The following is a 13,639-nucleotide window of genomic DNA, read 5'->3' on the forward strand; positions in this document are numbered from 1 at the left end:
AGAGGGAATAAAAAAGAATAAGAAGTATTAATTCTATAAAAACTGCGTAAGAAATTAAAACGATGAGTGGGGAGCAAAGAGTTTCGTCACATTGAGCGCAGTCGAAATGTGCAAGTTAGCGACTGTAGCAGGAGGTTATTAGTGAACATTTGGTTCAGAATTTATGAAGTTGTATATAGGGCTAACAGATTAGAAAGAGGAAAGAGGTTAGAGTAGAAAGAAAAGAGGAGGCTTACAGTTCAAACGCTATCGGAACAAATTTGTATCTTTACAAGACTTATAAAATACAGTTATGAGCACAACGGAAATAAAACAGGAGCTTCATAAAATTGTAGATAGTGGGGATGCCAAATTCGTGAAAATGTTTTATGAAATGGCCAAAGCTTATATGGAGCAATTGGAAAAAGATAAAATGATTTTAGAAGGGGAGGAAGATATTATCGCCGGAAGAACTTATAGTATAAGGGAAGCGAAAAAAATGCTTGGCTCTTGAGCAGGTTAATAAAACCGGTAGAAATAACTTCACGCGCAATAAAAGATTTAGAAAAAGTAAAATCTTTCAATTCAAATTTATACGGGCCTGGCAAAGCACAGGAAATCATTGAGGAAATTTTTGAACTTTTGGAAACATTGGAATATTCCGAATACGATTTTACTGAATTGGGAGAAGTAGATAAGGATTTTGCTCATTTAAAATATCCGTATAGAAGACTAACAATCCCTCATTGTAAAATCACCTATCGAAAAGGGAAAACAAAAATTTATGTCGTAAGAATTTTTGATACCCGGCAAAATCCAAAAAAAAATAAATAGACATGAAGTCCGACCATGGCAGTTTTTTTTATTGGCACAAAAGGATTCTAATTTAATGGAGAAGGATTCTAAAATATACGTAGCAGGGCACCGCGGAATGGTGGGCTCGGCCTTGGTGCGCAAGCTGGAAGCAGAAGGTTTTACCAATCTGGTTTTAAGGACTTCAAAAGAGCTGAACCTTACTGATCAGCAAGGCGTGGAAGATTTTTTCCAAAACGAAAAACCGGAATATGTTTTCTTAGCCGCCGCGAAAGTAGGAGGGATTGAAGCTAATAATACCTACAGGGCGCAATTTCTTTATGAAAACCTAATGATACAAAATAACGTGATTCATCAGAGTTACGTTCATAGAGTAAAAAAACTTTTATTTCTGGCTTCCTCCTGTATCTATCCAAAATTAGCTCCACAGCCAATAAAGGAGGAGTACCTGCTTAGTGGAAAGCTGGAACCTACCAACGAGCCTTATGCGATTGCTAAGATAGCCGGGGTGAAAATGTGTGAAAACTATAACCGGCAGTATGGCTGCAACTTTATTTCGGTAATGCCTACCAATTTATATGGCCCTAATGATAACTACGATCTTAAAGAATCTCATGTGCTTCCTGCCTTATTGCGTAAATTTCACGAGGCAAAAATTAATTTAGAAAGAACCGGCCACAGTGAGCCTGTCGAATTGTGGGGTAGTGGAAAACCCAGAAGAGAGTTTTTACATGTAGACGATCTGGCGGAAGCCTGCTATCATTTAATGTTGACTTTCGAAGGTAATATTAGTGTGAATGTTGGCACTGGGAAGGATATTTCCATCAAAGAACTTGCTGAACTTATTAAGGAGATAACCAATTTTGAAGGGAAGCTTGTTTGGAACACAGATAAACCTGATGGTACACCAAGAAAACTACTCGATGTTTCTTTAATAGAAAATTTGGGTTGGAAATATAGTATAAAGCTGCAAGAGGGAATTAGCAAAGTGTATCGCAAAAAATTTCTAAGTTGAATGTCTAAAACACCATTAATATCTATTATTACGGTAAACCTTAATGATGTTAAGGGTATGGAGAAGACTTTGAAAAGTGTCTTTGAACAAACCTGGAAGACATTTGAATTCATAGTTATTGATGGAGGTTCTAAAGATGGCAGCAAAGAATTAATTGAAAGTCATGATGACAAGATAGATTACTGGGTGAGTGAGCCTGATAAAGGTATATATAATGCCATGAATAAGGGGATTGAAATCTCTACTGGCCAATACTTATTATTTTTAAATAGTGGTGATGTTTTTAGTGCTAATAATGTACTTGAAAATAGTTTTGAGCACTTAACCGGTGAAGCGATTATTTATTTTAATGTGTTTGTAGATGAAAATGATCATCTTAATCTAATAGAGTATCCAGACGAATTACGATTTTCAGATTTATTATATGGAACTCTATGTCATCAATCGGTTTTTATTCGAAAAGAACTATTTCAGCAGGTAGGTCGTTATGATGAAAGTTTAAAAATTGTATCTGATTGGAAATTTTTTATCCTATCCTTATTCAAAGAAAACTGTACTTATAAAAAAGTTGATCATCAATTAAGCATTGTCAATTCAGAAGGGATAAGTGCATTAGCAGAAAATGAATCATTAATTCTTAAAGAAAGAGAAAAGGTACTTCAAAATCATTTTAAGGCTTTTCTAAAAGAGGTTGAAGAGTTAAATAATCTCAAATTTGTAGTGGAAAATCTAAAAAAATCCCGAAAAATAAATTTATTAGTAAGGCTTGGATTATTAAAGAAATTTTAAATTGGGTTAAAAGATTTCTTAAGGTTTAAATTTGTAGGATCATCACATTTTGCTTATCGAAAGAAATATTCCGAAATTTAGATTAGGGATTGAAATTATATAATGAAATTATTAATAACTACTCCATTTTTAATAAGCGTTGGAGGAACGGAAATTGAAACACTTACCACTGCACAAGAACTTGCAGACTCAGGTAAGTTTGAAAAAATTGAAATATTCTCTCCATACAAACCGGAGTTACAAAATTTTCAAGATCTCATTGTAGATCAAAATATAAACTTTACAACCTATCCTGAATTCTTTAAAAAACCAGGCGTAAAAAAAATTAATACATTTTTAAGACGAGTTTTTAAATTAAAGTATTCATTTATAGAGGATGTATATTGGAAGCTTCAGCGTTTAAAGCGATTTGATTATATCTATGTTCTTACATCACCTTCTCAAAAATATTATTTCCCAATATTTAGAAATTTTGATCATGCAAAATGCTTGGTGAAATATACAATGATAGAGGAACAGGATTTTGAAGTGATGAAGAGAGAGTATCTGAGTGCTATCAAATGGAATATTGTAATGAGCAATAGGCATAAGGATCTTTTTACAACTATGCTTGATAGTAATAATATAATGGTACAGGATATAATAATAGCCAATGAAAAACGACTATTGCAATCTAAGTCAAACAGGTCCTTTACATTTGGTTTATTATCCAGGTTTTCTAGGGAGAAAAGGATCGAACTTGCAATTACACTTATATATAATTTAACTTTAGGTGGTTTTAATCCTAATCTAATTATTCAGGGAGATGGGGATAATAACTACGTTCTAGAATTAGAAAAATTAATAGAAGATTATGGCTTAGGGAATAATATAACATTATTAAAAAGAAATATTTCTCCATCAAATACTCATTTATTTTATAAGAATATTTCCTTTTTTCTAATTACATCAAAATTTGAGACAGGACCTTTAACAGGACTCGAAGCAATGGCAGCTGGAGTTCCGGTCCTATCCTTTGATGTGGGTGCTATGAAAGAACGATTAGGAGATCATACAGATTTAATAGTGAACGAGTTTGATGAAATGGTGGAAGAGGCGAAAAATCTAGTCCGATTAAATGAGGAGGATTATCTTGAACTTTCTGACTCAGTAAGGCAGACTTATATTTCCAAGTGTTCAAATTTGCCCAAAATAAAGTCTCTTGGGAAGCTATTTTTTAAATGATTATAATATGAAAGGATTAGTGCCTATAATAATGAAGTACTCCCATTTGTTAGGATAGCATAGCTGCTAATTTAAATTCTATTTTTCATTTATTAGACAGCTTTTCTTTCTTGTTTTAAATATCGATTAAGAGGAATTTCATAAATAATAATTGGAAAAAACTAAAATAGAAAATCATTAGCCAAAGGTATTGGGAGAGATATTTTAAACCATTCAGGTTAATTTGAAAATCTATAAACAGGAATTTTAAGGACTAAAAAGAATAGTAAGTATATGAGTAATAAAAACCCTGTAATAGTCGAAATTATGGGAGGTTTAGGAAATCAAATGTTTCAATTTGCAGTTGCAAAATTATTAGCTGAAAAAAATAGCTCAGTACTGTTAGTTGACACTAATTTTTATAAAGAAATTTCTCAAAACTTAAAGGATTTTCCAAGATATTTTTCTCTTGGAATTTTTGATATTTCATATAAAATGGGAACTGAAAATGGAATGGTAAATTTCAAAAATCTTTCTTTCAAAAACAGAGTAAGTAGAAAATTGGGACTGAATTATCCTAAAATTTTTAAAGAGAAGTCCTATAGGTTTGATGCGGATTTATTTAACAAAAAAACACCAATATACTTAAAAGGATATTTTCAGAGTTATAAATATTTTATTGGAGTAGAAAGTAAAATAAGACAATGGTTCGAATTTCCTTACGAAAATCTTGGTGTGGGGAATGAAGAAATTAAAAGTAAAATTCTTGAGAAAACATCTGTTTCTGTACATATCAGGAGAGGGGATTATGTAGAAAATAAAAAAACCAAAGAATTTCACGGTAATTGCTCTCTTGAGTACTACAAAAATGCAATTACTTACTTTTTGGACATAGTAAAAGAATTCAATATAGTATTCTTCTCAGATGATATTTCGTGGGTTCGAGATGAATTCAAAGATTTGCCTAATGAGAAAGTTTTTGTGACGGGTAATTTGCATGAAAATAGTTGGAAAGATATGTATTTAATGAGCTTATGTGATCACAATATTATTGCGAATAGTTCATTTAGTTGGTGGGCAGCCTGGCTTAATAACAACTCGGAAAAGAATGTTATAGCCCCAAAAAAATGGTTTGCCGATATAGATCAGGAACAAAAATCATTAGATTTATTACCTCCGTCATGGATACGTATGTAATTAATGAATAGAAAAACCTTTGATAGAAGAAAGATTTTTTATTGGTATACCCCTGTTATAATGATCAACTGTAAATTTAGAAAAGTATAGATTCAGCTTTTCTCAATCATATAGAGATCAAAGAGGTAATAATTGTGGATGAAGGTTCAAATCATGATCTAGAAAATAATCTGTTGGAAGAAGGGAAACCGAGAAGTAACTTTTTATTAAATAATTAATTGTGAATAAATGGAAGATCCGTTAGTTTCAGTAGTTATTCCTTGTTATAATGATTATCTGTATATTCAAGAGGCAGTTGATTCGATATTTAAACAGACATATGAAAATATAGAGATAATTATCATTGACGATGGTTCAAATAATAAAACAAAGAATGTTCTGAAAGAGCTCAAAAATGATAATTTAGCGATTGTAACACAGGAAAATTCAGGACCCAGTGCAGCTAGAAATAGGGGTATCTCGATTGCAAACGGAGATTTTATTCTCACTTTAGATGCAGATGATTTTTTTCAACCTACATTTATTAGGAAGTCTATAGAAGTTCTCAGGAAATCGCCTAAAGTAGGTTTGGTAAGCTCATATGCTTATTATTTTTCTGAAAATGGTATTGAGGGAGAAATTAAACCAGCTGGCGGAAAATCAGGAGATTTCTTGCAGGAAAATAATGCCTTGGCTAGTTCAATGTATAGGAAAGAATGTTGGGAAGAAGTTTCAGGTTACGATGAAAATTTGTTGAAAGGTTATGAGGATTGGGATTTTAATATTTCGGTAACTAAAGCAGGATGGGAAGTAACAATTATTGAGGAATTTCTATTCAATTATAGATTAAAACCCAATTCAAGAAATAATCGGGCAGATGATATTTATAGATATGAATTATTAAAATATATCTATTTAAAGCATGGGGATGTTTTTAAGGACAATTATGAAAATATGATAGTTCAGTTAGTTTCAAGAATGGAAAAATGTGAAAAAGAAAAATTAAAAATTAAGAATACAAGAACTTATAGACTAGGTAATTTTTTATTATATCCTTTAAAAAGTATCGCAATTCTTTTAAGAAATTAGATATATAGAAAGTAACCTTAATTACTCAAGAATATTTTAGTTGAATGACCAATCCTTTAGTCTCTATCATTATACCATGTTATAATAATACTCAGTATATAATTGAGGCTATAAATTCTGCAGTAAATCAAACTTATCAGAATATTGAAATAATAGTAGTGGATGATGGTTCAGACCAGGAAACAAAAACTATTATTAATAGTCTAATAACCAATATTGATATATTAATAACACAGAATAATTGTGGTCTTAGTGCTGCTAGAAATAGGGGTTTGGATAAAGCTAGTGGGAAATTTATCCAGTTTCTGGATAGTGACGATATTTTGAAACCTGAAAAAATTGATTATTCTCTTAGAAAGCTTGGTAATATGGATCAGGAGAGTTGTATTATAATCTCTGATTTCATGATTTTCAATGATAAAAAGCAAAGGTTTCTACCGGCTTACGTTGATTTTAAAACAATTGATTTTAAATTTGACCAGATTCTTTATAAATGGGATGAAAATTTCTCTATTCCAATTCATTGTGGATTATTTGAACGTAATCTTTTCAATGATTTTCGATTTTCAGAAAAATTAAGGTCAAAGGAAGATTGGGTAATGTGGGTTAATTTATTTAAAAAAGAGCCACAGGTATTTTTTGTGGATAAGCCCCTTGTTATTTATAGAGTACATAATGGGAGTATGACGCATTCGCTGAATATGTTTGAGGATCATATGAGCGCACTTGAAATTCTTAAAAATAATCTTAGTGTAGAAGAATATGAGAAATTATTAAAAAAGTTCGTTCAGAGATATTATAAAAAAAGTCTTTATTCCCAAAATCAAATTCGAGCAATGAAGAATTCAAAATCATATAAAATTGAGAATTTCTTCCGGAAAGTTTGGATTAAGATGGGGTTTTAAGAAAGCTAAATGAATAAAAAACTGGCAATAGTAATACCTTATTTTAAAATTCAATTTTTTGAAGAATGTCTTAAGTCCTTATACAATCAAACCAACCAGAATTTTAATTTATACATAGGAAACGATAATAGTCCTGAGGATCCTCATGCTCTTATTGATGAGTTTGAAGGTAAGTTGAACATAACTTATAAAAAATTTGAAAATAATCTCGGGAAAATCTCATTAGTAAATCAGTGGAGACGATGTATTGAGCTTATAAATCAGGAAACCTGGATTATGATCCTTGGGGATGATGATAAAATCTCATCTGGTTGTGTTGACTCTTTCTATAATTCTTTCAAAGAATTAGAATATGAGGTTTTTGATGTTATGAGGTTTGCTTCTCAAAAAATAGATAGAAATGGTAATGCCACTTCGCATATTTTTACACATCATCGTATTGAAAATAGTATTGAATTTCTCTTTAGAAAGTTTAGGGGAGATACCAGAAGCTCTTTGAGTGAATATATATTTAAAAGAAATACTATTGAGGCAGTTCAATTTAAAAATTTTCCTTTGGGGTGGCATGCAGATGATCTTGCTATTTTAGAATGCTCAAAATTTGGAAGTATATATTCTATAAATGATGCAGTAGTGTACTTTAGAAACAGTGGTTCTAATATTACCAGTTTGAATTCGAATTTAATTGATAAAAATGAAGCTTCCTTTAGATTCTATCTATATTTACTCAAAGTTAGAGCAGATAATTTCAATATTAAAGAACGGAGGATATTATTTCAAAAACTGGAAAAGACTTATTTAAATGATAAAAAAAGGCTGTTCTTTTTTTGGGAGTTTACCAAAGTGAATTGTATCCATCATAGGTTTATGGGATATATAATTTTTTTTAAAAAATTCTTTAGATAAATAAAAGGCAATTGAATTTTTAATTCCAAATAAAGTATGAATTTTTTAATAGTTGTTCAGGATCTTAGGATTTCAGGTACCAGTGAAGGTATAGTCTCTAGATCATTTATTTCTTACTTAAAAAAGGCCTACCCAAACGCAAAAATTGACCTAGAGTATTTTAAGAATTATGAAAGTAATGATTTGTTACAATTATTACCTGTAGATTCTATTAATGAATATATAATTAATAGAAGAATAAATCCACTTATAATATGGATTAACTGGATTTTTTGGAGAGTTTTTAAAATCTCATTAGTTGAAAAAAGCTTAGTTAACAAGTATAGGAAATATATAAAAAAAATAAAGCATGAAAAATACGATTATGTTTTTATTCGGAGTTCAGGACAAGGCTACGAAACAGTTTTAGCTTGTTATGATTTGCCTATTCTCAAAAAAGCCATTGTCAATTTTCATGACCCATATCCTATTTTTTGGGATACTGGATCTGATAAGACTTTATCAAACTTAGAATTATACAGGCTTAAACAAATGTGGAAAATTGTACAAGATGCTAGAATATGTATAAGTCCGGCAAAACTTCTGTCAGAAGATATGGAACATTTATATGGTTCAAATAAAAAATTTTTCACATTGCCTCATCAGTTTGACAATGAGGTTTTCGAAGAAATAAAAAGTCAGGCTGCTAGAAAAAGGAAAAAAAACCTTGTTATTAGTTATCATGGCGTCGTTCAATTAGGAAGAAATTTAGATATACTACTAGATGCATATTCTCAGCTGATTACAGAACACTCTTCTTTTTTAAAGGATACTGAATTTATACTTAGAATAAAAGGAAAACACTCTAAGAGGCTAAAACTAAAATATGCTGAATGTAAGAATATAGTTTTTCTAGAAACTATATATTTTAATGAGTCTTCATATGAGCAAAAGATGGAATCAGATATTCAGGTTATTCTGGAAAACTGTAGTCCTCATAGTAATATTTTAGTTGGAAAAGCTCCGTTTTTAGCTTCATTAGAGAAAGCAGTGATAATATTATCTCCTCCTAGAAGTGAATTACGTTTCATAATTGATGATGATAAGTATATAGCAAGTTGCACCAGTAAAGATGAAATCAAGGTCAAATTAAAATGTTTGATCGATGAAGGATTGATGAATAAAGGACAAAAATATTTACCATTTAACAGTTATTTTTCGGAAGAAAATTTTCGTATAAGATTAAATAGAATATTGGAACACTACTAGTCTTGATTATCACTAAAAGGCTTTCATTTAAATTGAGTGTTAGTCATTAAATTACACCTTTTAACTATATTGTCAAGCTTAGTTTCCCTAGTACACTGCCAATATTCATCCGGTTTTTCACAGAATGAATTGTAGACTAACAGACAAATATTCAATCGTTCAATGAATTCTTCCTTTGATATGTTTTTAATAAGTTCCATAAGCTTTCTAGGACTTTCAATTTCTGAATAATCTATAAAACTTCTTTTAGGAAAAACCTCATAGATCGAGCTTTTTGACCCGCCGTAATAGATGGGGAGACAATAATTTTCAATGCTTTCCCAAATTTTTTCGGTTATATATTTAGGATAAACCGTGTTTTCAAAGCAAAGATTAAAGTTAAAGTTCTTTAAAATATCTTTCTTTCTACTATGCCTATCAGTAAACCTTGAATCTTCAATAGATATACTTTTAGGCCAGCCCTGACCATAAATATCTATCATATTTTCAGATAAGAGGTATTGAGCTATATCTGACCTTTTTCTAATAAGATCAATATTATTTCCGTCCACAATTACTTTACTTGTTTTCCCCCCATTATAATAAGACATTAAAGCTGCTACTTTTTTATTTGAAATTTCAAAGTCCCTATTTAGCAGATCAAGTTTAGAATTATTTTTAAACCTCTTTTCCTGATAAGTCACATTGTTTACAAAAACATCGCCGGTATAGATATTCATTACATGTACTTTAGGAAAAATAAAAAAAGGGTAATAAGTAGAGGAACTGGTGGTTGAAAACCTGGGTTCCTGAGCCCAGATAAGATAATTTTTTCGACTGGGATTTTTTAAAATAAACCTTTTAAGACTTTTGTGATTTCCAGCAATAAAAATATCTGCATTATCCTTATTCCTAGTTATTTTTATTCTTTTTTTATTCAAATAAAAAAGGTCGTCCTTAGAAAAATTTTGATCAAAGGGCGTATAGGGTAAATGGCCGATTTTAAATATGTTGATCATTTATTTTCTTATTTTAACCAAAGCTAACATTTTAATTTATTTTAGCTTTTAATACTTTAACTATGGTTTTTTTGGATGTAAAAGACCTAGTGATAACCTAATTTTGAATTTACTTTATGAAAATACTAATGGTATCTATGTTTTCAATTCATTTTTTCAGATGGGCAGAACAATTGAGGGATACCAATCATGAAGTATATTGGATAGATGTATTTGATTCGAATACCTATGTGAAAAGTATAGATTTTATAGAACAGACGGTTGGGTGGCGTAATAGATGGAATTACCCCGGAAGGTATTTATTGAAATCTAAGGCTCCTGGTCTAAATAAATTTCTGAATAAGTTTAACCAAAGGGATCTGAAATCTATTCTGGAAGAAAAAATTAAGGAAATTAAGCCAGAAATTGTTCATTCTTTTGTTCTACAGTCTGCTACTTTCTCTATTTTGCCAGTAATGCGAAATTTCCCAGAGATTAAATGGGTATATTCTGCATGGGGAAATGATTTGTTCTACAGGCAAAATTTCGATGAAGATTTGAAGAATATAAAAGAAACCCTACCTGAAATTGATTATATGTTTGCTGACTGTTCTCGAGATTATTTATTAGCCAAGGATTTTGGATTTAAGGGTAGGTATTTAGGAACTAATCCTACGGGCGGTGGCTATAAATTAGAGGAATATGAAAATTTCATTTCTACTTTTGAAGAGCGCAAGGGAATAATAATAAAAGGATATCAAGGTAAATTGGGTCGATGTAATAGGGTGCTCGAAGGCTTAATGAGTATTAAATCTGAATTAAAGGAATACAGAATCACAGTATATGGTGCAAATAAAGAAGTTTTTGAATTTGCCAAAAAAAGTGGATTGCTGGAGTGGGATAATTTTGAAGTTAAGTATAACCTTACTCAGACGGCGGTTTTAAAATTGATGGGCAATTCAAGAATCTCAGTTGGAAATAGTATTTCAGATGGTCTGCCTAATACTCTACTTGAGGCGATCATCATGAATTCGTTTCCTATTCAATCAGATCCGGGTGGGGCCACCTCCGAATTAATAGCTCATGAGAAAAATGGATTTTTAATTGATGATCCTGAAGATTATAAGGAAATTGGAGATTTAATATCAAGAGCAATTAATGATCCAGCGTTCATGAAAAAGGCTATAAGACATAATACCGAGCGAATTAAACCCTTCTTAGATAGGGATTATATCAAGAATCAGGTGCTAAAGCAGTATAGATCCATAGAAAAACAGCTGATAAGATAAAATGATAATCATTAGTAAACCCAAATTGGAAGAAAAAGATGATAAGGTCATATTATCAGTTGACTTTGAAATTGAAGGTGGTAAGAAAAAATTATGGTATTCTTTTTCAAGTAATTATAAAGAATATCTAGTCGTTGAACAAGTTGATGCCTTTGTTGTTGGATTATTATTTTTAGGTCTCAAAACAGGTCATGATCTCAAATTAGAAGGTCCTATATCAGCCAGGCTTTTTTATAGTTTGAACCATTATTTGATCGATGCGTTCTGTTTAGTTAATCCTAATTATAAAAGGATAAAAGTTATCCCTTCTTCCTTAAGTACTTCAGATTTTAATGTAGCTAATACGGCAGGCACCGGCTTGTCCTGCGGAATCGATTCTTTTGCCACCTATTTTGATCATAATGATGAAGTAAGTCCATACCTGATTGAATATTTCACCTTTTTTAATGTTGGCTCCCACGGTGACAAGGGAGGAGATAAAGCAAGGAAAATTTTCAGCGAAAGATTTATTAATGTATCTCAGTTTGCCGAGAAGGTTAACCGGGAAGTTATTACAGTAGATTCTAATCTTAGTGAGATTTTACAGATGAAATTTCAGGAAACCTATAATCTTAGAACAATTTCCTGTGCACTTCTTTTGCAGAAATTATTTAAGAATTATTATTATTCCTCTGGTACTCGTTTCGATCATTTTGCTTTTAATAACAAGGAAATAGCAGATTTAGATATGCTAATAATTCCGAACCTATCTACAGAATCAACCACTTTTTTCGTAAGCGCACTTAAATACTCGAGAATAGACAGAACCAAACTAATTTCAGAATTCACTCAAACTTACGAACATCTTGATGTATGCACTCATCCTTATATAGAAGGGAGAGATGAAATAAACTGTTCTGAGTGCTATAAATGTCAAAGAACAATGCTGACATTAGAAATACTAGGGAAATTGGAATGTTATGCAAAAGTTTTCGATCTTGATAAATTTAGAAAAAACAAGAAGGAATATATTGGATGGCTATTGTCAAAAAAGAAAAAGTTGACGCTGGACCGAGAGTTAATTAGAGTTATAAAAGAAATGAAACAAATAGATTCAGAAATCTATTTTTATATGATTAAGAATATGTTATATCGTCAAAAATTAAAATTAAAAAAGATTTTTAACTGATAATGCTTTCAATATTATTCCCATATCGTAACAGAGATTCAAAAAGGTTAGAACGATCATTCGATTCTCTTTTAAACCAGACAAATAAACACTTTGAAGTTTACTTTATAGATTATGGTTCAACTCCCAATCTGGCGGCAGAGATAAAAACTTTATGCCTTAATTATTCTTTTATCACCTACCGATACTACCATACTCAATTCCAGCCCTGGAATAAGAGTAGAGCTCTAAATTCAGTGATCAAAAGTTTAAAAACCGACTTTTGTTTTGTTGCAGATGTGGATGTTATTTTTCATTCCCGGTTTGTTGAAACTGCATCAAGTCTTATGAAAACTCAAAGAACAATTTATTTTCAGGTAGGCTATTTGAATCCTAAAGAAAGTAAGAAAGATTTGCAGTTTCAAGAATTCAAACAGTATCGTTTAAGCAATGATGAAGCGACAGGTTTAAGTATGTTTCCAGTTAAACTCTTACAGCAGCTTCAAGGTTTTGATGAATTCTACCATTTTTGGGGAGCTGAAGATACCGATATGCATGTAAGATTAAAAAATGCGGGGTATGTGGTTAAATTTTTTGAGGACGAACTGCTATTATTACATCAATGGCACTCTTCGTATCAAAGTAGGGAGCAGGTGAGGTTAACTTCTGAACTTCAGATAACAGGAATACTTCCAATAAATCATCAACATCTCAAATATGCTCTGGATAATCGAGTAACGAAGGTCAATAACGAGAATTGGGGTTGGATACTAAACAAAGAAGATTTTGATCAACTGGAAGAGGCTGAATTATTTATGAAGGTCTCGAATGAAAAGAGACAGGTAGAAGATGTTTTATTCGGACAATTACCCTGTTTTAAGCAGGGAATCATTAAAATAAGGTTTATTATAGATCCTTATGAAAATACTTTAAAGTTTAAGATGAAAAGACTTTTAGGTAAAAAAGTACCCGATTACTATACATTAAAGGAGGTGAACGATAAGGTATTATTGCATCTTATTTCATTTTATCGAACTATACCTTATTCTATAAAGATTAATAAAGAAGATTTCCAAATAGAGATCGCTTTAAAATTTTCTTAG

General features: G+C 31.0%; 15 protein-coding genes. 13 read left to right on the forward strand and 2 right to left on the reverse strand.

The genetic code is table 11. From position 1 onward, the window contains the following. Positions 1-292: 292 nt before the first annotated feature. The 5 genes from GFO_RS02625 (at position 293) to GFO_RS02645 (ending at position 3,820) form a co-directional block, all read left to right on the forward strand. Positions 293-493, forward strand: coding sequence for a hypothetical protein (locus tag GFO_RS02625; protein ID WP_011708474.1), 201 nt, complete (start codon positions 293-295; stop codon positions 491-493). Next, entirely contained in the window at positions 490-813 is a 324-nt protein-coding gene (locus GFO_RS02630; RefSeq protein WP_011708475.1) for a type II toxin-antitoxin system RelE/ParE family toxin, read from the forward strand. Before GFO_RS02625 ends, GFO_RS02630 begins: the two co-directional genes overlap by 4 nt. Positions 814-868: 55 nt before the next feature. Then, complete coding sequence (locus GFO_RS02635) at positions 869-1,807, forward strand: GDP-L-fucose synthase family protein (protein ID WP_011708476.1); 939 nt, start codon at positions 869-871, stop codon at positions 1,805-1,807. Further along, positions 1,808-2,596 carry a glycosyltransferase family 2 protein gene (locus tag GFO_RS02640; RefSeq protein WP_011708477.1) on the forward strand — a complete coding sequence of 263 codons (789 nt, stop codon included), beginning with the start codon at positions 1,808-1,810 and terminating at the stop codon, positions 2,594-2,596. A 102-nt stretch (positions 2,597-2,698) separates the two neighbouring features. Continuing rightward, positions 2,699-3,820 (forward strand): glycosyltransferase, encoded by a 1,122-nt coding sequence (locus tag GFO_RS02645; RefSeq protein ID WP_011708478.1) that lies wholly within the window; start codon positions 2,699-2,701, stop codon positions 3,818-3,820. Positions 3,821-3,935: 115 nt separating this feature from the next. Here GFO_RS02645 and GFO_RS18100 read toward each other — a convergent pair whose 3' ends face one another. Beyond that, on the reverse strand, positions 3,936-4,061 hold the full coding sequence (locus GFO_RS18100; protein WP_148264644.1) for a hypothetical protein: 126 nt from the start codon (positions 4,059-4,061) through the stop codon (positions 3,936-3,938). Between the two features lie 32 nt (positions 4,062-4,093). Here GFO_RS18100 and GFO_RS02650 point away from each other — a divergent pair, with 32 nt between their 5' ends. The 5 genes from GFO_RS02650 to GFO_RS02670 all read left to right on the forward strand — a co-directional run bounded on the left by GFO_RS02650 (position 4,094) and on the right by GFO_RS02670 (position 9,123). After that, positions 4,094-4,996: an alpha-1,2-fucosyltransferase gene (locus tag GFO_RS02650; protein WP_011708479.1), complete on the forward strand. Its 903-nt coding sequence runs from the start codon at positions 4,094-4,096 to the stop codon at positions 4,994-4,996. Between the two features lie 228 nt (positions 4,997-5,224). After that, the gene (locus tag GFO_RS02655; RefSeq protein WP_011708480.1) at positions 5,225-6,064 is read left to right on the forward strand and encodes a glycosyltransferase family 2 protein; all 840 of its coding nucleotides are present in this window, start codon (positions 5,225-5,227) and stop codon (positions 6,062-6,064) included. Between the two features lie 44 nt (positions 6,065-6,108). Then, positions 6,109-6,969 carry a glycosyltransferase family 2 protein gene (locus GFO_RS02660; protein ID WP_011708481.1) on the forward strand — a complete coding sequence of 287 codons (861 nt, stop codon included), beginning with the start codon at positions 6,109-6,111 and terminating at the stop codon, positions 6,967-6,969. Positions 6,970-6,978: 9 nt separating this feature from the next. Further along, a complete protein-coding gene (locus tag GFO_RS02665) occupies positions 6,979-7,875 on the forward strand; it encodes a glycosyltransferase family 2 protein (RefSeq protein ID WP_011708482.1) in 897 nt (298 codons plus the stop codon). 36 nt (positions 7,876-7,911) lie between these two features. Next, entirely contained in the window at positions 7,912-9,123 is a 1,212-nt protein-coding gene (locus GFO_RS02670) for a glycosyltransferase family protein (RefSeq protein ID WP_011708483.1), read from the forward strand. Between the two features lie 23 nt (positions 9,124-9,146). Here the strand turns inward: GFO_RS02670 and GFO_RS02675 are convergent, their stop codons facing one another. Next, positions 9,147-9,842: a glycosyltransferase family 10 domain-containing protein gene (locus GFO_RS02675; RefSeq protein ID WP_158308613.1), complete on the reverse strand. Its 696-nt coding sequence runs from the start codon at positions 9,840-9,842 to the stop codon at positions 9,147-9,149. A 395-nt stretch (positions 9,843-10,237) separates the two neighbouring features. On the opposite strand from GFO_RS02675, the gene GFO_RS02680 reads away from it, so the two are divergent. From GFO_RS02680 to GFO_RS02690, 3 genes are read left to right on the forward strand one after another with little or no spacing between them, the layout of a single operon-like run. Beyond that, entirely contained in the window at positions 10,238-11,389 is a 1,152-nt protein-coding gene (locus tag GFO_RS02680; protein ID WP_011708485.1) for a glycosyltransferase, read from the forward strand. Position 11,390: 1 nt separating this feature from the next. Then, complete coding sequence (locus tag GFO_RS02685; protein WP_011708486.1) at positions 11,391-12,557, forward strand: hypothetical protein; 1,167 nt, start codon at positions 11,391-11,393, stop codon at positions 12,555-12,557. Between the two features lie 2 nt (positions 12,558-12,559). Further along, complete coding sequence (locus GFO_RS02690) at positions 12,560-13,639, forward strand: glycosyltransferase family 2 protein (protein WP_011708487.1); 1,080 nt, start codon at positions 12,560-12,562, stop codon at positions 13,637-13,639.

Source organism: Christiangramia forsetii KT0803 (assembly GCF_000060345.1).
Taxonomy (GTDB): Bacteria; Bacteroidota; Bacteroidia; order Flavobacteriales; family Flavobacteriaceae; genus Christiangramia; species Christiangramia forsetii.

Bases quoted from the DNA above. Each gene is read 5' to 3' on its own strand.
- GFO_RS02660 (WP_011708481.1), top strand. From the start codon at position 6,109: ATGACCAATCCTTTAGTCTCTATCATTATACCATGTTATAATAATACT.
- GFO_RS02625 (WP_011708474.1), top strand. From the start codon at position 293: ATGAGCACAACGGAAATAAAACAGGAGCTTCATAAAATTGTAGATAGT.
- GFO_RS02685 (WP_011708486.1), top strand. From the start codon at position 11,391: ATGATAATCATTAGTAAACCCAAATTGGAAGAAAAAGATGATAAGGTC.
- GFO_RS02635 (WP_011708476.1), top strand. From the start codon at position 869: ATGGAGAAGGATTCTAAAATATACGTAGCAGGGCACCGCGGAATGGTG.
- GFO_RS02650 (WP_011708479.1), top strand. From the start codon at position 4,094: ATGAGTAATAAAAACCCTGTAATAGTCGAAATTATGGGAGGTTTAGGA.
- GFO_RS02670 (WP_011708483.1), top strand. From the start codon at position 7,912: ATGAATTTTTTAATAGTTGTTCAGGATCTTAGGATTTCAGGTACCAGT.
- GFO_RS02645 (WP_011708478.1), top strand. From the start codon at position 2,699: ATGAAATTATTAATAACTACTCCATTTTTAATAAGCGTTGGAGGAACG.
- GFO_RS02640 (WP_011708477.1), top strand. From the start codon at position 1,808: ATGTCTAAAACACCATTAATATCTATTATTACGGTAAACCTTAATGAT.
- GFO_RS02690 (WP_011708487.1), top strand. From the start codon at position 12,560: ATGCTTTCAATATTATTCCCATATCGTAACAGAGATTCAAAAAGGTTA.
- GFO_RS02655 (WP_011708480.1), top strand. From the start codon at position 5,225: ATGGAAGATCCGTTAGTTTCAGTAGTTATTCCTTGTTATAATGATTAT.
- GFO_RS02680 (WP_011708485.1), top strand. From the start codon at position 10,238: ATGAAAATACTAATGGTATCTATGTTTTCAATTCATTTTTTCAGATGG.
- GFO_RS02675 (WP_158308613.1), bottom strand. From the start codon at position 9,842: ATGAATATCTATACCGGCGATGTTTTTGTAAACAATGTGACTTATCAG.
- GFO_RS02665 (WP_011708482.1), top strand. From the start codon at position 6,979: ATGAATAAAAAACTGGCAATAGTAATACCTTATTTTAAAATTCAATTT.